Genomic DNA, 21,027 nt, shown 5'->3' on the forward strand with positions numbered 1-21,027 from the left:
AGAAATGCATATTAAAAGAAGGTACCCCATCCTGGCGGTACCTTCCATTATGTCGAAAATAGATTATTAAACATCGATGATCAACTATGCAAGGGAAAGGGGACAGAACTTTGCTTGACCAGATGTCTCAAGAAAAAAAAGATAGATTCCGGTTATTGCTTCAACAGCTCGAATTGACAAGTGATGATATTTTTCCTTACTTTGCAGAAGCTGGAATAGAAAAACTAACAGTAGAAAAAACAACAAAACGATGGCACTTTCATTTTGTTTTAGAAAACATCCTCCCAGCAAAAGTGTATATGCTCTTTTACGATAAACTGACTAAAAGCTTTGCACACATCGCAAATGTATCCTTTACTGTAGCGGTTCAGAACCGTTCTTTTGAAGATTCTTATATAGCCGACTATTGGCCAATCTGCTTAAAGGAGTTACAAGGTGGTTCTCCACCACTCATGATGTTGCTAAACGGGCAAACACCTTCCCTGCAAGGCAACAAGTTTATGCTCAAAGCAAGAAATGAAGCGGAAGCAATTGCTGTTAAGAAAAAGCTGAGTTCAACCATATGCTCTATATATGAAGGTTTTGGCTTTCCTACCTTCATCTTAGACACAACCCTTTCACATTCTGAGGAAGAATATCAGCAGTTTGTGGAACAAAAACAACAAGAAGATAAACAAAAAGCCCTGGCTGCTGTAACAGAAATGCAGAAAAAAGAATCCTCTAAAGATGAAGGTTCCGTTAGTGGGCCAGTAATGATTGGTTACACCATTAAAGACGATGCAGAAATCAAAACATTGGCGGAAATTGTGGAAGAGGAAAGACGGGTTGCCGTTCAGGGGTATGTATTCGATGCGGAGACAAAAGAGCTTCGCAGCGGAAGAACTCTTCTAACTTTTAAGATTACTGACTACACAAATTCCATCATGGTGAAGATGTTCTCCCGTGATAAAGAAGATGTACCTTTATTACAAGCAGTCAAAAAGGGTATGTGGCTGAAAGTAAGAGGAAGCATCCAAAATGATACATTTGTCCGTGACCTTGTGATGATGGCTAATGATATTAATGAATTTCATGGAAAAGAAGTGCTGGATACTGCACCAGAAGGGGAAAAAAGGGTGGAATTACATCTGCATACCCCGATGAGTACGATGGACGCCGTGAGCTCCATTTCTTCTTTAGTGGCGCAAGCGAAAAAATGGGGTCATGAAGCCATTGCAGTTACCGACCACGCTGTTGCCCAAGCATACCCAGAAGCATATGCAGCAGGTAAAAAGAATGGTGTGAAAATCTTGTATGGGCTTGAGGTCAACCTTGTTGACGATGGTGTACCAATTGCCTATAACCCTGCACATCGAAACCTTGCAGAAGAAACCTACGTGGTCTTTGACGTGGAAACCACAGGGTTATCTGCTATGTATGATACGATAATTGAGCTTGCGGCAGTGAAAGTGAAAGGCGGGGAGATTATTGATCGATTTGAATCTTTTTCCAACCCTCACCATCCACTCTCGGCTACTACTATAAATTTAACAGGCATTACCGACGATATGGTACAGGATGCACCTGAAGTAGGAGATGTGTTGAAACAATTTTCCGAATGGATGCAGGATGATATTTTAGTAGCACATAATGCAAGTTTTGATATGGGCTTTTTGAATATAGGATTCCAACGCATAGGGTTAGGAAAGGCAAAGAATCCTGTCATTGACACATTGGAATTGGGACGCCTTCTATTCCCGTCGTTAAAAAATCACCGTTTGAATACTTTATGTAAAAAGTTTGATATTGAATTAACACAGCATCACCGTGCAATTTATGATGCAGAAGCAACAGGCTATTTGCTTGTTAAGATGCTAAAAGATGCGTTCGAAAAAGGGATAACGTTTCATGACGAATTAAATGAGCATTCTGGTACAACAGATGCCTACAAACGGGCAAGACCTTCTCATGTTACGCTGCTAGCCGTTAATGAAATAGGGTTGAAAAACATTTTTAAAATTGTTTCCATTTCACATATGAACTACTTTTTCCGTGTTCCTCGTATTCCAAGATCACAGCTACAAAAGCTGCGTGAAGGCATAATTGTCGGGACAGCATGTGACAAGGGCGAAGTGTTTGAGGGTATGATGCAAAAATCCCCAGATGAAGTGGAAGGGATAGCTGAGTTCTATGACTATATCGAGGTTCAGCCACCAAGCAACTATGCCCATTTATTGGAGCTGGAATTAGTGCGAGATGAAAAAGCGCTAAAAGAGATCATCACCAACATTGTCAAACTTGGTGAAAAACTCGAAAAACCTGTTGTGGCAACCGGTAATGTACATTACTTAAAAGAAACGGATAAAATTCACCGAGAGATTTTGGTTCGTTCACAATCAGGTGCCAACCCGTTGAACAGGCATCAATTGCCGGATGTTCACTTTAAAACAACAGATGAAATGCTTGCAGCCTTTTCTTTCCTTGGAGAAGAAAAAGCAAAAGAAATCGTTGTAACCAATACCCAAAAGGTTGCGGGAATGATTGAAGAAATCAAGCCAATCAAAGATGACCTATATACTCCGAAAATCGAAGGTGCAGATGAAGAAATCCGGGAGATGAGTTATTCCAGGGCAAGAAGCATCTACGGCGATGATCTACCCGAGATTGTAGAGAAGCGGATTGAAAAGGAATTAAAAAGTATTATCGGTCACGGCTTCGCAGTCATCTATTTGATTTCCCAAAAGCTCGTGAAAAAGTCTCTAGACGACGGATACCTCGTAGGTTCACGTGGTTCTGTAGGGTCGTCCTTTGTGGCAACCATGACTGAGATCACTGAGGTAAATCCATTGCCTCCGCATTATGTGTGCCCATCATGTAAAAAGTCTGAGTTCTTTGATGACGGATCAGTAGGCTCTGGATTTGACCTGCCAGATAAAGATTGTCCGGATTGTGGCGAGGCATTCACGAAAGACGGCCATGATATCCCATTCGAAACTTTCCTTGGTTTTAAAGGAGATAAAGTACCAGATATTGACTTGAACTTCTCAGGTGAATATCAGCCAAGAGCCCATAACTATACAAAGGTGCTGTTTGGAGAAGATTATGTATTCAGGGCGGGAACCATTGGTACAGTAGCTGATAAAACCGCCTATGGGTATGTAAAAGGTTATGCAAATGACCGCAATTTAATATTGCGTGGAGCCGAAGTGGACAGACTCTCAGCAGGGTGTACAGGGGTTAGAAGATCGACAGGACAGCATCCAGGAGGAATTATCGTTGTTCCCGATTATATGGATATATTCGATTTCTCCCCAATCCAATATCCAGCGGATGATCAGTCATCAGAATGGAAAACAACACATTTTGATTTCCACTCCATTCATGATAACTTGCTAAAGCTTGATATTCTTGGACACGATGACCCGACCGTAATCAGGATGCTTCAGGATCTTAGTGGAATTGACCCAAAGACCATTCCGACAGATGATCCTTATGTGATGAAGATCTTCAGCGGTACGGAGTCGCTTGGCGTGACCGAAGAACAAATCATGTGTAAAACAGGAACCCTCGGGATTCCGGAGTTTGGTACAAGGTTTGTTAGACAGATGCTTGAAGATACAAAACCGTCAACTTTCTCTGAATTAGTTCAGATTTCTGGATTATCTCACGGCACCGACGTTTGGCTTGGCAATGCACAAGAGCTCATTCACAACAAGACTTGTACATTAAGTGAAGTTATTGGTTGTCGTGACGACATCATGGTTTACCTTATCTATAAAGGACTCGATCCATCCATGGCCTTTAAGATCATGGAATCAGTTCGTAAAGGAAAAGGTCTGTCAGATGAGTTTAAAGAGGAAATGATCAAGAATGATGTACCGGCATGGTATATCGACTCCTGTTTAAAAATAAAATATATGTTCCCGAAAGCCCATGCAGCAGCTTATGTGCTTATGGCAGTTCGTATTGCATATTTTAAAGTTCACTTCCCATTGATGTACTATGCAGCGTACTTTACCGTTCGCGCAGATGACTTTGATATTGATACAATGGTCAAAGGTTCTGCAGCCATCCGGAAGGTTGTAGAAGAAATCAACGCAAAGGGCCTTGAAGCTTCACCGAAAGAAAAGTCCTTACTCACGGTAATGGAACTGGCATTGGAAATGAGTGAACGAGGATTCTCATTCAAAAAAGTGGACTTATATAAATCAAGCGCCACTGATTTCTTAATAGAGGGTGATTCCCTGATCCCGCCATTCAACTCCATTCCGGGACTTGGAACAAACGCAGCGATCAACATCGTGAACTCAAGAGCAGATGGAGAGTTCTTATCCAAAGAAGATCTGCAACAAAGAGGAAGAATCTCCAAAACAATCTTAGAATACCTAGACAACCACGGTTGCCTAACAGGATTACCAGACCAAAACCAACTATCATTATTCTAATTTTCATGCGAATTGACTGGCTTATTCAATCCACCCTGTTGACTGAAGTGGAAGATGTGAGACTCCGGCGGGAGGTAGCGGTAGGTCGAGACCCTGCAACGAAGTGAGGAGGCTCGATCATCGCCCCGCGGAAAGCGAACATCTGGAACGAAAGGAAACAGGGAGTTGAAAGCTGAGGTGCCGCAAACCCCTGAAAACACTAGAAAGATTTGCATATTTCATAGGGATATGATATATTTACATTGGAAATGCTATATACAGGTAATTAGCAGAGAGTGGGGAAACCCACTCTTTCGTATTGTATTCCCATTTTTTCTGGCCACCTTGTTTTTCATGACAATGAGAAAAAAGGGAACGTTAGATTTTCGTATCAGCTTTACATAAGCTTGCTTGTTTATGATTCCCTGCTTATTGGCAGGGTCTTTTGTTCAGATTTTAAACACATCGTCTCGCGTTTGCGAAGGAGGAAAATGATGAGCAAAAATGTTACAGAAACGGTGGAAGAACTAGCTCTTCCCATCGTAAAAGAAATGAATGTTGAATTAGTGGATATTGAATATGTAAAAGAAGGGTCCTCTTGGTTTTTACGTGTATTCGTCGATAAAGAAGGCGGTATCGACATCGAGGATTGCGGAACGGTAAGTGAAAAGTTAAGTGAAAAGCTTGATGAACTAGATCCTATTCCTCATAACTATTTCCTGGAAGTTTCCTCTCCTGGTGCTGAGCGCCCTCTAAAGAAGAAGGAAGACATCGAGAAATCGGTCGGTAAATATGTCAACATTAAAACGTATGAACCTATCGACGGCTTGAAGTCCTTTGAAGGTGATCTTCTGGATTTCGATGGAGAAACAATCAAACTCTCCATGACTATAAAAACACGTAAAAAGGAAGTTTCCATTCCATATCCAAAAGTAGCGAAAGCACGCTTGGCTGTCAGGTTCTAAAACGAACCAGACAATCCAATTTCACCTTCGTTTAGGTGATTGTTGGAAAAAAATTTTGAATCATAGGTATTTTAAGGGGGACTTGGTTGTATGAGCAGCGAGTTATTTGATGCTTTAACCCTGATGGAAAAAGAAAAGGGCATTAGCAAAGATGTAATTATTGAAGCGATTGAGGCTGCACTTATATCTGCTTACAAAAGAAACTTTAATCAAGCACAAAATGTACGAGTGGATATGAACCTAGAAACAGGTACAATGCGCGTATTTGCAAGAAAAGACGTAGTAGATGAAGTATTTGATTCCCGTCTGGAAATCTCCATTCAGGAAGCACGTCAGATTGATCCTAACTATCAAGAAAATGATGTTGTTGAGATTGAAGTGACACCAAAGGACTTCGGGCGTATTGCAGCTCAAACTGCAAAGCAAGTAGTAACTCAGAGAGTAAGAGAAGCAGAACGAGGAGTCATCTATTCTGAATATATTGAACGTGAAGAAGATATTATGACAGGTATCGTTCAGCGTCTAGACTCTAAATTCATCTATGTGAGCCTTGGCAAAATTGAGGCATTGTTGCCAGTTAATGAGCAAATGCCTAATGAACATTACAAGCCTCATGATAGAATTAAAGTGTTCCTTACAAAAGTGGAAAAAACCACTAAAGGTCCACAAATTTTTGTTTCACGTTCTCATCCTGGGCTTTTAAAGCGCCTTTTTGAACTTGAAGTTCCAGAAATTTATGATGGCACCGTAGAAATTAAGTCCGTAGCTCGTGAAGCTGGGGACCGTTCAAAGATTTCCGTTCACTGTGACAACCCAGAAGTAGATCCGGTGGGAGCATGTGTTGGACCTAAAGGACAAAGGGTGCAAGCAATTGTTAATGAATTAAAAGGTGAGAAAATTGACATCGTTCGATGGTCTAAAGATCCTGTTGAGTTCGTTGCAAATGCATTAAGTCCTTCTAAAGTACTGGAAGTTCAAGTTAATGAAGAAGAAAAGGCAACAACTGTCATCGTACCTGATTACCAACTTTCTTTGGCAATTGGTAAACGTGGACAAAACGCGAGACTAGCTGCTAAGTTAACAGGTTGGAAAATTGACATTAAGAGTGAATCTGAAGCGGAAGAACTAGGAATTTACCCAAGTCTTTCTTTATCCAAAAATGATACAGAAGATTCCGATGATGAATTCTACGATGACGACAATTTTGAAGACTGATTTTTAAAAGAAGGTGAATCAGGTGATCAATCGCAAAAAAGTCCCAATGCGCAAATGTGTGGCAAGTCAAGAACTAAAGCCGAAAAAGGAATTGATTCGTATCGTCCGTTCTAAAGAAGGCGAAGTTTCGATTGACCCTACAGGGAAAAAGTCAGGCCGAGGGGCATATCTTGCAAGAAACAAGGAGAGCATCCTCCTTGCTAAAAAGAAAAACATCCTAGCCCGTCACCTGGAAGTAGCGATTGATGATTCATTGTATGATGAATTGCTTCAGCTGGTAGAAACGGAGAATAACTCAACACATGAATAATCAATGGCTATCCATTGTCGGTCTTGCTACAAGAGCAAGAAAGACTATAACAGGGGAAGAACTTGTTATTAAAGAAGTGAGGGCAGGGAAGGCGAAGTTGGTCTTATTGGCAAGCGACGCTTCTGCTAACACGATGAAAAAATTACAAGATAAATGTACGTACTACAACGTACCGATCAGAACGGTAGACGATCGGTATGAGTTAGGTCGAGCGATAGGAAAAGATGCGAGGGTTTCGGTCGCCATTCTTGATGAAGGGTTCGCCAAAAAGCTACTCTCCATGCTCGATTAATCTTTGGGGGTGAATGTATGACGAAATTACGCGTGTACGAATACGCAAAACAAAAGAACGTATCAAGTAAAGATGTCATTACAAAACTAAAAGAAATGAATATTGAGGTATCAAACCATATGGCAACATTAGACGACGACACGATCCAAAAATTGAACGGCACAAATAAAACAGAAGCACCAAAGAAAGCAGCACCACAAAACACTGCTTCTGCACCTAAGAAACAAAATAACAACCAAACTCAAGGCGGCAACCAAGGCGGAAAAGGAAAAAACACCTCTTCACCTAAAAAGCCATTTAACAATAACAACAGCAATAACAATCATTCTTCTAAAGGGAAAAAGAAACAAAACAATAAACAAAATCAAAACCGCGGACAACAAGCTCCGCCACAACCTGTGAAGAAAAAAGAAACTCCTTCTAAAATCACTTTCACTGGCTCCCTGACAGTTGGTGAATTGGCGAATAAGCTAAACAAAGAGCCTTCTGAAATCATCAAAAAGCTCTTGATGCTTGGTGTCATGGCGACAATCAACCAGGATCTTGATAAAGATTCCATCGAGTTGATCGCTGGTGAGTACAATGTGGAAGTAGAAGAGGAAATTATCTTCGAAGTAACCGATTTTGAGGGATACGATTCCGAAGATACAGAAGAAGTAATGGAAGAGCGTCCTCCAGTTGTTACCATCATGGGTCACGTTGACCATGGTAAAACAACGCTTCTTGACTCTATCCGTAATACAAAGGTAACTGCAGGTGAAGCTGGTGGAATTACACAGCACATCGGGGCATACCAAGTAGAAGTGGAACAAGGTAAAAAAATCACATTCCTTGATACTCCTGGACATGCTGCGTTTACAACAATGCGTTCTCGTGGAGCACAAGTTACAGATATCACCATCCTTGTAGTTGCAGCAGATGACGGTGTTATGCCTCAAACAGTGGAAGCCATCAACCATGCTAAAGCTGCGGAAGTACCAATCATCGTTGCGGTAAACAAAATGGATAAAGAAGGTGCCAATCCTGACCGTGTTATGCAAGAATTAACAGAACACGGATTAGTGTCAGAAGCTTGGGGCGGAGATACTATCTTTGTACCACTTTCTGCAATCAATGGGGAAGGCATCGATACACTTCTAGAAATGATTCTTCTTGTATCCGAAGTCGAAGAATATAAAGCGAACTCCAAACGTGCTGCGTCTGGTACAGTTATCGAAGCACAGCTTGATAAAGGAAGAGGTTCAGTTGCTACCCTTCTTGTACAAAGAGGAACACTTCGCATTGGAGACCCAATCGTTGTAGGTAACACGTTCGGTCGAGTTCGTGCAATGGTCAACGATCTTGGACGTCGCGTGAAAGAAGCTGGTCCATCCACACCAGTTGAAATAACTGGACTAAATGAAGTACCACAAGCTGGGGACAACTTCATGGTGTTTGCGGATGAGAAAACAGCTCGTAACGTCGGAGAAGCGCGTGCTCAAAAGCAACTTCAAGAACAACGCAGTGAAAAAACGCGTGTAACACTTGATGACTTGTTCGAACAAATCAAACAAGGTGAAATGAAAGAAATCAACTTGATTGTAAAAGCAGACGTTCAAGGTTCTGTAGAAGCAATGGCTGCTTCCCTGCAGAAAATTGACGTAGAAGGTGCAAAAGTTAAAATCATCCACACTGGCGTTGGTGCCATCACGGAATCTGATATCATCTTAGCTTCTGCGTCCAATGCGATTGTCATTGGTTTCAACGTTCGCCCTGACGCTGGCGCGAAACGTACTGCAGATGTTGAAAACGTTGATATCCGTCTTCACCGTATCATCTATAAAGCAATTGAAGAAATTGAAGCGGCAATGAAAGGTATGCTTGACCCTGAATTCGAAGAAAAAGTAATCGGTCAAGTTGAAGTTCGCCAGACATTCAAAGTTTCAAAAGTAGGTACAATTGCAGGTGCATACGTAACAGATGGGAAAATCACTCGTGATTCCAGCATTCGTTTAATTCGTGACGGAATTGTTATTTTTGAAGGGGAACTTGATACACTCAAGCGTTTCAAAGACGATGTGAAAGAAGTTGCGACAAACTACGAATGTGGTGTAACAATCAAGAACTTTAACGATATTAAAGAAGGCGACATCATCGAAGCGTATGTAATGCAAGAAATCGAAAGAAAATGATTGGATATTTAGAGTGTGACTGTATGATCTATGATGCTCAATCTTTGAAAGAAAAAAGAGCAGTCCTTCAGCGCATTATGACAAGGCTGAAGCAGAGGTTCAATATTTCCATCTCAGAGATTGATCATCAGGACGTATGGCAACGGACGAAGATTGGAATTGTATCCATCTCTTCTTCCAAATCCATCACCGAGAAAGAATTGCAAAAAGTGCTCGATTACCTGGATTCCTTTCCAGAGATAGAGCGGGCAGAAACTTCGCTTGATTGGCTTTAAAGGGGTGAAAGGTATGACACTCAGATCAAACAGAGTTGGAGAGCAAATGAAAAAAGAGCTTTCCGATATCATTGGTCGTAAAATCAAAGACCCTCGTGTAGGCTTTGTAACAGTAACGGATGTACAGGTTACTGGAGATCTTCAACAAGCCAAGGTTTTCATCTCTGTGCTTGGAGACGATGAGAAAAGACAAGACACATTGATTGGCTTGGCAAAAGCAAAAGGCTTCATCCGCAGTGAAATTGGACGCAGAATTCGCTTAAGAAAAACTCCAGAGCTTTTCTTTGAGTTTGACGAATCCATCGCTTACGGTAACCACATCAATAGCCTGATACACGAATTGAATAGAAAAGACTCTGACTCTGATGATGAAGAGTAACAAAAAAGGATAGGCAGCACTTGTCTATCCTTTTTGTTGACTCAAAGTGTTAGAGAAATGTATATAACAAGTAATGGGATACATGTTTCCTCTGGAGATTGGAATGCAAGGTATGAGACTTCAGCGGGGGAGTAACGGTAGGTTGAGACCCCTGAAGCGTTGGGAGGAGGCTCAAGCACCGTCCCGCGGAAAGCGAATACCTGGAACGTAAGTCTACAGAGTGTTAACGCGAACATAATTTTATGAAAGGAGTGGCCTAAATGGATGGCATTTTAATTTTAAACAAACCAAAAGGCTTCACTTCACATGACTGCGTATTTAAAGTGAGGAAAATACTACAAACAAAAAAAGTCGGCCACACCGGAACACTAGACCCCGAAGTGACCGGAGTCCTTCCTATCTGTATCGGCAGAGCGACAAAAGTCGTAGAATTCCTGACTGCAGAACAAAAAACATATGTAGCAGAGGTCACCATCGGAACCGCAACCACAACAGAAGACCAAACAGGGGAAGTGGTGGAAGAAAAATGGGTGGACAACCCTATAGCAAAAGAAAAAATACTTTCCGTTCTTCAAGAACTTAAAGGAGAAATTGACCAAACACCTCCCATGTACTCCGCTGTAAAAATTAAAGGGAAAAAGCTTTATGAATACGCAAGAGAAGGGAAGGTAATCGACAGACCTTCAAGAAAAGTGACCATCCATGATATCTTCCTTACAAGCGATATTACATATGAAGAAGAAAATGGCCAAGTTAAATTTTCCTTTCAAGTAAACTGCAGCAAAGGGACATATGTAAGAACCCTTGCTGTACAAATTGGTGAGTTGCTTGGTTATCCTGCTCACATGTCCTATTTGACCAGAATTTCTTCTGGAGACTTTACCATAGATCAAGCAATCACTTTAGAACAATTAAGTGAATTGGCAGAACAAGGAATGGTCCAAGAGAAACTGTTGCCCATGGAAAAAGCACTAAGTTCATTGCCTAAGTTGGAGATTAGTGATAAAGTAGCAGAGAAAGTGTATAATGGTGCGGTTTTGCCGTACCCGGAAAATATTGATGAATCAAATGAATACTTTAGTGTATTCCATGAAGATAAATGCTTGGCCATCTATATGAAACATCCATCAAAGCCAGGCCTTATGAAACCAAAGAAAGTTTTTCATGACTAATTGGTGTGTGAAGGTCCTGCATGATTAATTAAGATTTAGGTGATAAATGATGAAAGTTGTGTATTTGGAGCATCCGCATTCCCTTTCAAAAGAAGAATGTATCCCTGCTACAGTGGCCCTCGGTTTTTTCGATGGCATTCATTTGGGACATCAAAAAGTGATTAAAAGTGCACTGTCTAAAGCCAAAGACCTTGGTGTGGCAAGTGCCGTAATGACATTGGATCCGCATCCTTCAGTCGTTTTGAGAAAGACTGTCCAACATGTCCGCTACATAACGCCACTTTCTGAAAAGATTAGATTGCTTTCATCTTTAGGTGTGGACATTCTTTATGTGGTCAAATTTGACATGTCTTTTGCGTCACTTGTACCGCAGGACTTTGTAGATCAATATATTATTGGGCTGAATATTAAACATGTGGTAGCTGGATTTGATTATTCCTATGGAAGTCTTGGTAAAGGGACTATGGAGACCCTTCCGTTTCATTCCAGACAGCAATTTGATCAGACTGTTGTGGAGAAATACACGACAAATGATTTGAAAGTAAGTTCGACCTTCATTAGAGAGCAGCTGAAGGATGGCAAAGTTTCCGATCTGCCGAATACTTTAGGCCGTTATTATCAAATTCGTGGAAAAGTCGGGCATGGAGAAAAGAGGGGCCGGACAATCGGTTTTCCAACTGCCAATGTAGTCCTTGGTGATGATTATGTAATTCCTAAGACAGGTGTCTACACGGTACGAATGAACGTGAATGACAGATGGTTCAATGGGGTGTGCAATGTCGGCTATAAACCAACTTTTCACAAACAGGAAAAAGAAAGCTTACCGTCCATAGAAGTACATCTTTTGGATTTTGATCAGCAGATCTATGGAGCAGTGGTAATAATAGAATGGCATGATTGTATAAGGGAAGAAAAGAAGTTTTCGGGTATTGATGCACTTGTTGCTCAGATTAGAAAAGACAAGGGAATTGCTGAAGACTATTTTCAAAAAAACCTGCACGATACTTGCTTTTTGACGTAAAAAGAGGTATGCTATTAAACGTACTAAAACCATTGCTTGGCAAGTCGAATCACCAACGCTTGCTCGGTAATAGGGGTTTTTACTATTAAGGAGGTGAATAGGATGGCTATTACACAAGAGCGTAAACAAGAACTTATCAACGAGTTCAGAACTCACGAATCTGACACTGGATCTCCAGAAGTTCAGATCGCTGTCCTAACAGAACAGATCAACAACCTGAACGAGCATTTACGTACTCACAAGAAAGATCACCACTCACGTCGTGGTCTATTGAAAATGGTTGGTAAGCGTCGTAACTTACTTACTTACCTACGTAACAAAGATGTAACTCGTTACCGTGAACTAATTAACAAATTAGGTTTACGTCGATAAGTTTGTCAGAAAAAGCGGGAGAATTCCCGCTTTTTTATTAGTATTTTAGAAGTTATTTTTCAAAAATTGCTTATAAAACACCAAAAAGCGATTTTTTTCCTATACATGCTGGAATTCTATTGATATGTAGTAGTTATTTCGTTCATACTATACATAATACTAAAACTTATTTTCACATAGACTGTTCTACTAATTAAGCTGCATTCCGATGATTGGATGCAGGCATTGAGAAGAAGGTCAATACATATGAAAGCTAGAGAGGGGTTAAACGAACTCATGGGACAAGATAAACAAGTCTTTTCTATCGACTGGGCTGGAAGAAACCTGACGGTAGAAGTAGGACAATTAGCGAAGCAAGCAAACGGAGCTGTTATGGTCCGCTACGGAGATACTGCTGTGCTCAGCACTGCAACCGCTTCAAAAGAACCGAAGAAATTAGATTTCTTTCCATTAACAGTTAACTATGAAGAAAGATTATACGCAGTAGGTAAAATCCCTGGTGGATTCATTAAGAGAGAGGGACGTCCAAGTGAGAAGGCTGTACTGGCTAGCCGCTTGATTGACCGCCCAATTCGTCCGCTATTTGCTGATGGTTTCCGTAACGAAGTACAAGTTATCAGCATCGTGATGAGTGTAGATCAGAACTGCTCTTCCGAAATGGCAGCGATGTTTGGTTCTTCTTTGGCACTTTCTGTTTCCGATATTCCTTTCCAAGGTCCGATCGCAGGGGTAACAGTAGGAAGAATCAATGACGAATTCGTTATTAATCCTAATGTTGACCAGCTTGAAAAGAGTGATATCAACTTGGTTGTAGCTGGTACAAAGGATGCAATCAACATGGTTGAAGCTGGTGCTGATGAAGTGCCGGAAGAAGTAATGTTAGAAGCAATCATGTTTGGTCATAACGAAATCAAACGTTTAATTGCTTTCCAAGAAGAAATTGTACAAGCAGTAGGGAAAGAGAAAACAGAAGTTACTCTTTATGAAGTTGATAAAAACCTTGAACATGAAATCCGTGCACTTGCTGAAGAGAAAATGACAAAAGCTGTTCAAGTCTTTGAAAAGCATGCTCGTGAAGCAGCTATCAAAGAAGTGAAGACAGAGGTCCTTGCTCGCTATGAAGAGCAAGAAGCAGAAGCTGATGTGTTGAAGCAAGTCAACGAAATCCTAAGTATGCTAGTGAAAGAAGAAGTAAGACGCCTTATTACAGAGGATAAAGTACGCCCTGATGGACGTAAGAGCGACGAGATCCGTCCACTTGCTTCTGAGGTCGGCTTATTGCCTCGTACTCACGGTTCAGGTCTGTTTACACGTGGACAAACTCAAGCATTGAGCATCTGTACTTTAGGTGCACTTGGTGACGTGCAGATTCTTGACGGATTAGGTATTGAAGAAGAGAAACGTTTCATGCATCACTATAACTTCCCATTATTCAGTGTTGGGGAAACTGGTCCAATGAGAGGTCCGGGCCGTCGCGAAATCGGACATGGTGCTCTTGGTGAGCGTGCCCTTGATCCGGTTATTCCTTCCGAGAAAGACTTCCCGTACACAGTTCGTCTTGTATCTGAAGTTCTTGAATCGAACGGTTCCACTTCTCAAGCAAGTATCTGTGCAAGCACACTTGCCATGATGGATGCAGGTGTACCTATTAAAGCTCCAGTAGCAGGTATTGCAATGGGATTAATTAAAAAGGGCGAGCATTATACTGTTCTTTCCGATATTCAAGGAATGGAAGATCACCTTGGAGATATGGACTTTAAAGTTGCTGGGACAGCCAAAGGTGTTACGGCACTTCAAATGGATATTAAGATTGAAGGTCTTTCCCGCGATATTTTAGAAGAAGCACTTCAACAGGCTAAAATTGGACGTATGCATATTCTTGATTCCATGCTTGCTACGATTGATGAGTCTCGTAAAGAGCTTTCTCCTTATGCGCCTAAGATCTTGATGATGAGCATCAACCCTGATAAGATCCGTGATGTAATTGGACCTAGCGGTAAACAAATCAATAAGATTATTGAAGAAACTGGCGTTAAAATTGATATCGAACAAGATGGAACGGTATTTATTTCTTCCATTAATATGGAGATGAATGACAAAGCGAAGAAAATCATCGAAGATATCGTACGTGAAGTCCAAGTGGGCGAAATCTACATGGGTAAAGTAAAACGTATTGAAAAGTTCGGTGCATTTGTTGAGCTATTCAGTGGAAAAGATGGACTTGTCCACATCTCAGAACTTGCAGAAGAACGCGTGAAACAAGTGGAAGATGTTGTGAAACTTGGGGAAGAAGTTCTTGTAAAAGTTATGGAAATCGACAAGCAGGGAAGAGTGAATCTTTCTAGAAAAGTTTTACTTAAAGAGAAAAAAGAAAAAAACGAACAAATGTCCTAAGATAGGAGCCTGGTTTGACCGCCGGGCTTTTTGCAGTACCTCCCCATGAACATTTATTTAATGGGGGTTGGTATCTAACAAGCTTTATTTGTTCTACCTTGTCCACTTCCTACATAAATTTTAAGTAGGAAGGAGTGGGTGGAATGAAAAGAAGTACGTTTCAACTGTTGGCATTTGTTATTATTGCATTTTTTACATATAACACGGTGAGTCATCCTTTTCAGGGTGATATAGCAGCTATACTTTCTAAAGATATAGCAGAAGTGGCCCAGAAAAAGGATGCACTTTATGTGGAGATTGAGCAAAAAGCGTCCACATATGAAGTGGCCCCGCAAGACGCTAAAATAGACAAGGTTTGGAAGGCCCAGCCCGGACTTAACGGTTTAAAAGTGGATCTTGAAGCCTCATATAAAAACATGAAAAAGAGCGGTGTATTTGACGAGAAAAAGCTCGTAATGGAGCAAATATCGCCTAAAATTCACCTTTCCGACTTGCCACCTTCACCAATTTATAGAGGGCACCCAGAAAAGCCAATGGTATCGTTTTTGATAAATGTGGCGTGGGGAAACGAGCATATTCCAGGGATGCTAGAAACTTTGAAAAATCATGGAGTGCAGGCAACTTTTTTTCTTGAAGGAAGATGGGTTAAAGAAAACCCTTCGATGGCTAAAATGATAATAGATGCTGGACATGAAGTGGGGAATCATTCTTACACACACCCTAATATGAAAACATTGGGAAGTACTGCGGTCAGGGAACAGCTTTTAAAGACAAATGAAGTCATTGAGGCGATTTCTGGCAGTAAAGTCACTTGGTTTGCCCCTCCAAGTGGAAGCTACCGCGACGAGGTCGTTAACATTGCCCATGAGATGAAATTAGGGACGATTATGTGGAGTGTTGATACCATTGATTGGCAGAAGCCGTCACCTGATGTTCTCGTTAATCGAGTGATGGGGAAGATTCATCCTGGTGCAATGGTTCTTATGCATCCTACGCCATCAACAGCTAACAGTTTGGAAACTCTTATTACATCCATTAAAGATAAAGGGCTCGAACTAGGGACGGTTTCTTCTCTTTTAAGTGAAGAAAGGATCGTTCACCACAACTAGATTTGGCAAACTTGAATAGGAGGATTATCGTTGCTTACTAAACATACATGTTCAAACGGAGTAAGAATTGTATTAGAAAATATTCCACATGTCCGATCGGTTGCGATTGGCGTATGGATTGGAACAGGTTCACGAAATGAAGACAATGTAAACAATGGAGTATCTCATTTCCTTGAGCATATGTTCTTCAAAGGAACAGAAACAAAAAATGCACGTGAAATTGCCGAGGCTTTCGATTCTATCGGAGGGCAGGTAAATGCATTTACTTCAAAGGAATACACTTGTTATTATGCAAAAGTGATGGATGAACACTCTTCCTATGCACTTGGAGTGTTAGCTGATATGTTTTTCCATTCCATCTTTGATGAAGAAGAATTGAAGAAGGAAAAGAATGTTGTGTACGAGGAAATCAAAATGTATGAAGATGCACCAGATGATATCGTTCATGACGTTTTGGCAAGAGCTTCCTACGGTAACCATCCTTTAGGTTATCCGATACTTGGAACAGAAGAAACTTTATCTGCTTTTAACGGAAATACGTTGCGTGATTATATGAAAGAAACCTATACACCTGACAATGTCGTGATCTCCGTAGCTGGTAATATTGATGAGTCATTTGTGAAAGAGATTGAAAATCTATTTGGAAGTTATGAAACTGGGCACTCAAAGCGTGAGTATGTAAAACCTAGCTTTGAAACCGGAAGAATTGCCAAAAAGAAAACTACCGAACAGGCTCATCTCTGCATTGGTTACGACGGGCTTCAAATTGGTGATAAAGATATTTACAACCTGATTGTGTTGAACAATGTGCTTGGCGGCAGCATGAGCAGTCGTCTATTCCAAGATGTCAGAGAAGAACGCGGACTTGCGTATTCTGTCTATTCCTATCACTCCACCTTCCAAGACAATGGTATGCTAACCATTTATGGTGGAACTGGCAGCAACCAATTAGATCTTCTGTTTGAAACCATTCAACAGACGCTTAACACACTGAAGCGTGACGGAATAACTAAAAAAGAGCTTGTCAACAGTAAGGAGCAAATAAAAGGTAGCCTTATGTTGAGTCTTGAGAGCACAAACAGTCGTATGAGCAGAAACGGAAAGAACGAACTTCTTCTCGGAAGACATCGCTCCCTAGATGATATCTTAGAAAGAATCAATAGTATCACAGAGGAATCTGTCAATAACTTGGCAACCAAGATTTTCACAGATGAATATTCTGTTGCTTTGATCAGCCCTAGCGGTGAGATGCCTAAATCAATTCAAGAAAAATAAGAAGAAACCTGCCATTTTTCATTGGCAGGTTTTTTTTTGGACGCCTTCTAATATAGATAGTATAGGAGGTGTTTTTTATATGAGGTTAAGTGAAATGAGCGGAAAGGAAATTGTCGATGTGAAACGTGCAGAACGGTTAGGGATACTTGGTCATACGGATCTTGAGATCAACGAAAATACTGGTGAGATACGTTCGCTCATCATTCCTTCGTTGAAATGGTTCGGGTTGAAGAAGGAAGGCAGTGACATTCGTGTGCCGTGGAATCATATTAAAAAGATTGGAACAGATATGATTATTATAGATATACCGGAAGAGGAAGAATGACTGACTTGGCGCGAGCTAGGTCTTTTTTTGTTTGGAGCGCTCTATACGCCCGAACGGAAGGAATCCCGAGGTCTTCGGTAGTATAGAAGCGTTCTATACGCCCGAACAGAAGGAAACCCGAGGTCTCTGGTAGTATAGAAGCGCTCTATACGCCCGCACGGTAGAAATCACAAGTTCTTCGGTAGTATAGAAGCGCTCTATACACCCGAACGGAAGGAATTCCGAGGTCTTCGATAGTATAGAAGCCTTCTATAAGCCCGAACAGAAGGAATCACACAGTCTTCGGTAGTATAGAAGCGTTCTATACGCCCGCAAGGAAGGAATAACACAGACTTCGGTAGTATAGAAGCCTTCTATATGCCCGAAAGAAAGAAATCACCACGTCTTCGGGCAGAAAGCTCAGAAAGACTCAATCAAAATATTTACAAAATACTAAATAACACTCCCCTTGCAAACTCTTCCCTTTCTCCCTGGATTCAAGCACAGATTTTCTCTAGCTTACATAAGATGTGGAAGTAAGAAAAACTTGAGCCAGATTTACAAACTTTCACGAAGTAGAAGAAGGTGAACGATATATGCTGACCGGTTTGCACATAGCTGTCATTGGCGGTGATGCAAGGCAGCTGGAAGTGATACGTAAGCTTATTGAGCTGGACGCGAAGCTTTCGCTTGTAGGATTTGACCAACTAGATCACGGCTTTACAGGTGCTTCAAAGGAGCAAATGAATGAAGTGGATTTCACGACTGTCCATGCCATTATCCTTCCTGTTCCCGGCACAAATTTAGAGGGGCAGGTTGATACAATCTTCTCTAATGAAAAAATTGTGCTGACAGAGGAACTAGTCAAGAACACACCAGAGCACTGTACCATTTATTCCGGTATTACGAATCCTTATTTGAATCAATTGGTGGCAAGTACAAACAGGAAATTGGTTCAATTGTTTGATCGTGATGATGTTGCCATTTATAACGCAATCCCGACAGTGGAAGGTACCATTATGATGGTGATTCAACATACAGATATTACGATTCATAACTCCAAAGTGGCAGTGTTGGGATTAGGAAGAGTCGGTATGAGTGTAGCGCGTACTTTTGCCGCACTAGGTGCTAATGTACGTGTAGGTGCGAGAAAATCCGAACATATTGCCCGTATCTTTGAGATGGGCGTTACACCATTTCATCTAAATGATTTGGCTGCGAATGTTACAGATGTAGATGTGTGTATTAATACTATTCCACATCCTATCGTAACATCGGATGTAATCTCCAAAATGCCTGCTCACACTCTCATCATTGATCTGGCATCAAAACCAGGGGGAACTGATTTTCGATATGCCGAAAAAAGAGGAATTAAAGCATTATTAGCTCCAGGACTTCCAGGAATTGTTGCTCCGAAAACTGCGGGGCAGATCGTGGCGAATGTCTTGTCACAATTACTTAAAGAAGAAATGGAAGGGAGAAAGGGGAATTAACCATGCAATTAAAAGGTAAACGGCTAGGTTTTGGTTTAACGGGATCTCATTGTACGTATGATGCAGTTATACCGGAGATACAAAAGCTACTTGATGCTGGTGCAGAAGTGAGGCCAGTAGTTACTTCGACCGTTCAACATACAAATACCAGATTTGGTCAAGGCGAAGATTGGATAAAACTGATTGAAGATATGACAGGATTTAAAGTAATAGATTCCATTGTAAAAGCAGAGCCGCTTGGACCGAAAATTCCATTGGATTGTATGATCATTGCCCCTTTAACTGGGAATTCAATGAGTAAATTAGCCAATGCACTTACAGATTCACCTGTACTAATGGCTGCAAAGGCAACACTAAGGAATCATAACCCGGTTGTTTTAGGGATATCAACAAATGATGCCCTTGGATTAAATGGATTAAATTTAATGAGATTAATGGCTACCAAAAATATATACTTTATTCCTTATGGGCAAGATGCACCAGATAAAAAACCAAATTCCATGGTTGCAAGAATGAGTATGCTCATGCCTACAGTGGAGCATGCATTAGAGCATAAGCAAATACAACCAGTCATCGTGGAAAGATATAAAGACGATTTATAATAAAATTTGCTTAGAAGAGAAGAAAAGTAAGAATTTCTTCTCTTCTTTATTTCAGTAATATGATAAAATAAAAAACTATATATGAATATTTATTCTGAAAGCTCAGATAAACATTAAGAGCTATTTTTAAAATGGAGAGGTGCTTAATAGATGAGTGGTTTACATGTAGCAGTAGTAGGCGCAACAGGAGCAGTAGGGCAGCAGATGCTTCATACATTAGAAGAAAGAAATTTCCCTATCAAGAAGCTTACGCTATTATCTTCGGAGCGCTCTGCAGGTAAAAAAGTATTATTCAAAGGGGAAGAAGTGACAATTGAAGTGGCAACACCTGATAAATTTGAGGGTGTTCATATAGCATTGTTCAGTGCAGGTGGAAGTGTTTCCAAGGAGCTTGCGCCTGAAGCGGCAAAGCGGGGAGCAATTGTGGTTGATAATACTAGCTACTTCCGTATGGATCCTAATGTGCCGTTGGTCGTACCAGAAGTAAATGAGGAAGACATCAAATCCCATAATGGCATCATTGCAAACCCGAATTGCTCGACGATTCAAATGGTAGTTGCATTAGAGCCGATTCGTAAATCATATGGTCTTACTAAGGTCATAGTCAGCACATATCAAGCTGTATCAGGAGCAGGTGCGGCGGCAATTGATGAGCTTGAGTCCCAATCACAGGCAATCTTAAACAAAGAAGCTTTCACACCAAGCATTCTACCTGTTAAAGGTGATAAAAAGCATTATCAAATTGCATTTAATGCCATTCCACAGATTGATAAGTTTGAAGAAAACGGTTTTACGTTTGAAGAATTAAAAATGATTAATGAAACAAAAAAAATCATGCATGACCAAAACTTACAGGTTGCTGCGACATGTGTACGCCTTCCGGTTGTAACAGGACATTCCGAGTCTGTATATATTGAAGTAGAAGACGAAAATGTGACTGTTCAAGATATGAAAGCGTTGCTTGAAAAAGCTCCTGGCGTTGTACTGCAAGACAATCCGGCAGAACAGGTTTACCCGATGCCTGCTGATTGTGTGGGCTCTAACGATGTGTTTGTCGGTAGAATCAGGAAGGACTTGGATAACAAAAAAGGGTTCCATTTATGGATTGTTTCCGACAACTTGCTAAAAGGTGCAGCCTGGAATTCCGTACAAATTGCTGAGAGCTTAGTGAAACTTGGTGTCATCAACCGATAAAAAGATAGAGAAAAGGTCTTTGTAAGACCTTTTCTTTTCGGAACAAAGTCGGGTTTCATTCCAATGCCATTCTTGAACAGG

At 40.9% G+C, this 21,027-nt stretch carries 18 protein-coding genes; all 18 read left to right on the forward strand.

Going from position 1 to position 21,027, the window contains the following annotated elements; translation table 11 throughout:
- Positions 1-122 precede the first annotated feature (122 nt).
- On the forward strand, positions 123-4,424 hold the full coding sequence (locus B4U37_RS10155) for a PolC-type DNA polymerase III (RefSeq protein ID WP_088020241.1): 4,302 nt from the start codon (positions 123-125) through the stop codon (positions 4,422-4,424).
- Positions 4,425-4,897: 473 nt separating this feature from the next.
- Positions 4,898-5,368 carry a ribosome maturation factor RimP gene (gene rimP / locus B4U37_RS10160; RefSeq protein WP_010193320.1) on the forward strand — a complete coding sequence of 157 codons (471 nt, stop codon included), beginning with the start codon at positions 4,898-4,900 and terminating at the stop codon, positions 5,366-5,368.
- 90 nt (positions 5,369-5,458) lie between these two features.
- Entirely contained in the window at positions 5,459-6,583 is a 1,125-nt protein-coding gene (gene nusA, locus B4U37_RS10165) for a transcription termination factor NusA (protein ID WP_088018122.1), read from the forward strand.
- Between the two features lie 22 nt (positions 6,584-6,605).
- The gene (gene rnpM / locus B4U37_RS10170) at positions 6,606-6,893 is read left to right on the forward strand and encodes an RNase P modulator RnpM (protein WP_088018123.1); all 288 of its coding nucleotides are present in this window, start codon (positions 6,606-6,608) and stop codon (positions 6,891-6,893) included.
- Positions 6,886-7,185, forward strand: a complete 300-nt coding sequence (locus tag B4U37_RS10175; protein ID WP_010193314.1) for a YlxQ family RNA-binding protein — start codon at positions 6,886-6,888, stop codon at positions 7,183-7,185. Before rnpM ends, B4U37_RS10175 begins: the two co-directional genes overlap by 8 nt.
- A 17-nt stretch (positions 7,186-7,202) precedes the next feature.
- Positions 7,203-9,356: a translation initiation factor IF-2 gene (gene infB, locus B4U37_RS10180; RefSeq protein WP_088018124.1), complete on the forward strand. Its 2,154-nt coding sequence runs from the start codon at positions 7,203-7,205 to the stop codon at positions 9,354-9,356.
- On the forward strand, positions 9,353-9,631 hold the full coding sequence (locus B4U37_RS10185; RefSeq protein ID WP_010193313.1) for a DUF503 domain-containing protein: 279 nt from the start codon (positions 9,353-9,355) through the stop codon (positions 9,629-9,631). Before infB ends, B4U37_RS10185 begins: the two co-directional genes overlap by 4 nt.
- Before the next feature lie 13 nt (positions 9,632-9,644).
- Complete coding sequence (gene rbfA, locus B4U37_RS10190; protein WP_029326359.1) at positions 9,645-10,010, forward strand: 30S ribosome-binding factor RbfA; 366 nt, start codon at positions 9,645-9,647, stop codon at positions 10,008-10,010.
- Positions 10,011-10,270: 260 nt separating this feature from the next.
- Positions 10,271-11,182, forward strand: coding sequence for a tRNA pseudouridine(55) synthase TruB (gene truB, locus B4U37_RS10195; RefSeq protein WP_088018125.1), 912 nt, complete (start codon positions 10,271-10,273; stop codon positions 11,180-11,182).
- A gap of 49 nt (positions 11,183-11,231) precedes the next feature.
- A complete protein-coding gene (gene ribF / locus B4U37_RS10200) occupies positions 11,232-12,203 on the forward strand; it encodes a bifunctional riboflavin kinase/FAD synthetase (protein WP_088018126.1) in 972 nt (323 codons plus the stop codon).
- 102 nt (positions 12,204-12,305) lie between these two features.
- Positions 12,306-12,575 carry a 30S ribosomal protein S15 gene (gene rpsO, locus B4U37_RS10205; RefSeq protein ID WP_010193305.1) on the forward strand — a complete coding sequence of 90 codons (270 nt, stop codon included), beginning with the start codon at positions 12,306-12,308 and terminating at the stop codon, positions 12,573-12,575.
- A 276-nt stretch (positions 12,576-12,851) separates the two neighbouring features.
- Positions 12,852-14,969, forward strand: coding sequence for a polyribonucleotide nucleotidyltransferase (gene pnp, locus B4U37_RS10210; RefSeq protein ID WP_088020243.1), 2,118 nt, complete (start codon positions 12,852-12,854; stop codon positions 14,967-14,969).
- Between the two features lie 143 nt (positions 14,970-15,112).
- Positions 15,113-16,078, forward strand: coding sequence for a polysaccharide deacetylase family protein (locus B4U37_RS10215; protein WP_088018127.1), 966 nt, complete (start codon positions 15,113-15,115; stop codon positions 16,076-16,078).
- 30 nt (positions 16,079-16,108) lie between these two features.
- Positions 16,109-17,353 (forward strand): M16 family metallopeptidase, encoded by a 1,245-nt coding sequence (locus B4U37_RS10220; protein WP_088018128.1) that lies wholly within the window; start codon positions 16,109-16,111, stop codon positions 17,351-17,353.
- 79 nt (positions 17,354-17,432) lie between these two features.
- Positions 17,433-17,678, forward strand: coding sequence for a YlmC/YmxH family sporulation protein (locus tag B4U37_RS10225; RefSeq protein WP_010193298.1), 246 nt, complete (start codon positions 17,433-17,435; stop codon positions 17,676-17,678).
- A 575-nt stretch (positions 17,679-18,253) separates the two neighbouring features.
- Positions 18,254-19,150 carry a dipicolinic acid synthetase subunit A gene (dpaA, locus tag B4U37_RS10230; protein ID WP_088018129.1) on the forward strand — a complete coding sequence of 299 codons (897 nt, stop codon included), beginning with the start codon at positions 18,254-18,256 and terminating at the stop codon, positions 19,148-19,150.
- A gap of 2 nt (positions 19,151-19,152) precedes the next feature.
- Entirely contained in the window at positions 19,153-19,752 is a 600-nt protein-coding gene (locus B4U37_RS10235; protein WP_010193296.1) for a dipicolinate synthase subunit B, read from the forward strand.
- 150 nt (positions 19,753-19,902) lie between these two features.
- Positions 19,903-20,946 (forward strand): aspartate-semialdehyde dehydrogenase, encoded by a 1,044-nt coding sequence (asd, locus tag B4U37_RS10240; RefSeq protein WP_088018130.1) that lies wholly within the window; start codon positions 19,903-19,905, stop codon positions 20,944-20,946.
- Positions 20,947-21,027: the final 81 nt, after the last annotated feature.

The organism is Sutcliffiella horikoshii, assembly GCF_002157855.1.
In the GTDB taxonomy this organism is placed as follows: domain Bacteria; phylum Bacillota; class Bacilli; order Bacillales; family Bacillaceae_I; genus Sutcliffiella_A; species Sutcliffiella_A horikoshii_C.

Excerpts from the sequence above, each read along its gene's own strand:
- B4U37_RS10175 (WP_010193314.1), top strand. The coding sequence starts at position 6,886 with ATGAATAATCAATGGCTATCCATTGTCGGTCTTGCTACAAGAGCAAGA.
- nusA (WP_088018122.1), top strand. The coding sequence starts at position 5,459 with ATGAGCAGCGAGTTATTTGATGCTTTAACCCTGATGGAAAAAGAAAAG.
- B4U37_RS10225 (WP_010193298.1), top strand. The coding sequence starts at position 17,433 with ATGAGGTTAAGTGAAATGAGCGGAAAGGAAATTGTCGATGTGAAACGT.
- B4U37_RS10155 (WP_088020241.1), top strand. The coding sequence starts at position 123 with ATGTCTCAAGAAAAAAAAGATAGATTCCGGTTATTGCTTCAACAGCTC.
- truB (WP_088018125.1), top strand. The coding sequence starts at position 10,271 with ATGGATGGCATTTTAATTTTAAACAAACCAAAAGGCTTCACTTCACAT.
- pnp (WP_088020243.1), top strand. The coding sequence starts at position 12,852 with ATGGGACAAGATAAACAAGTCTTTTCTATCGACTGGGCTGGAAGAAAC.
- dpaA (WP_088018129.1), top strand. The coding sequence starts at position 18,254 with ATGCTGACCGGTTTGCACATAGCTGTCATTGGCGGTGATGCAAGGCAG.
- rbfA (WP_029326359.1), top strand. The coding sequence starts at position 9,645 with ATGACACTCAGATCAAACAGAGTTGGAGAGCAAATGAAAAAAGAGCTT.
- asd (WP_088018130.1), top strand. The coding sequence starts at position 19,903 with ATGAGTGGTTTACATGTAGCAGTAGTAGGCGCAACAGGAGCAGTAGGG.
- rpsO (WP_010193305.1), top strand. The coding sequence starts at position 12,306 with ATGGCTATTACACAAGAGCGTAAACAAGAACTTATCAACGAGTTCAGA.
- infB (WP_088018124.1), top strand. The coding sequence starts at position 7,203 with ATGACGAAATTACGCGTGTACGAATACGCAAAACAAAAGAACGTATCA.
- B4U37_RS10215 (WP_088018127.1), top strand. The coding sequence starts at position 15,113 with ATGAAAAGAAGTACGTTTCAACTGTTGGCATTTGTTATTATTGCATTT.
- ribF (WP_088018126.1), top strand. The coding sequence starts at position 11,232 with ATGAAAGTTGTGTATTTGGAGCATCCGCATTCCCTTTCAAAAGAAGAA.
- B4U37_RS10235 (WP_010193296.1), top strand. The coding sequence starts at position 19,153 with ATGCAATTAAAAGGTAAACGGCTAGGTTTTGGTTTAACGGGATCTCAT.
- rimP (WP_010193320.1), top strand. The coding sequence starts at position 4,898 with ATGAGCAAAAATGTTACAGAAACGGTGGAAGAACTAGCTCTTCCCATC.
- B4U37_RS10185 (WP_010193313.1), top strand. The coding sequence starts at position 9,353 with ATGATTGGATATTTAGAGTGTGACTGTATGATCTATGATGCTCAATCT.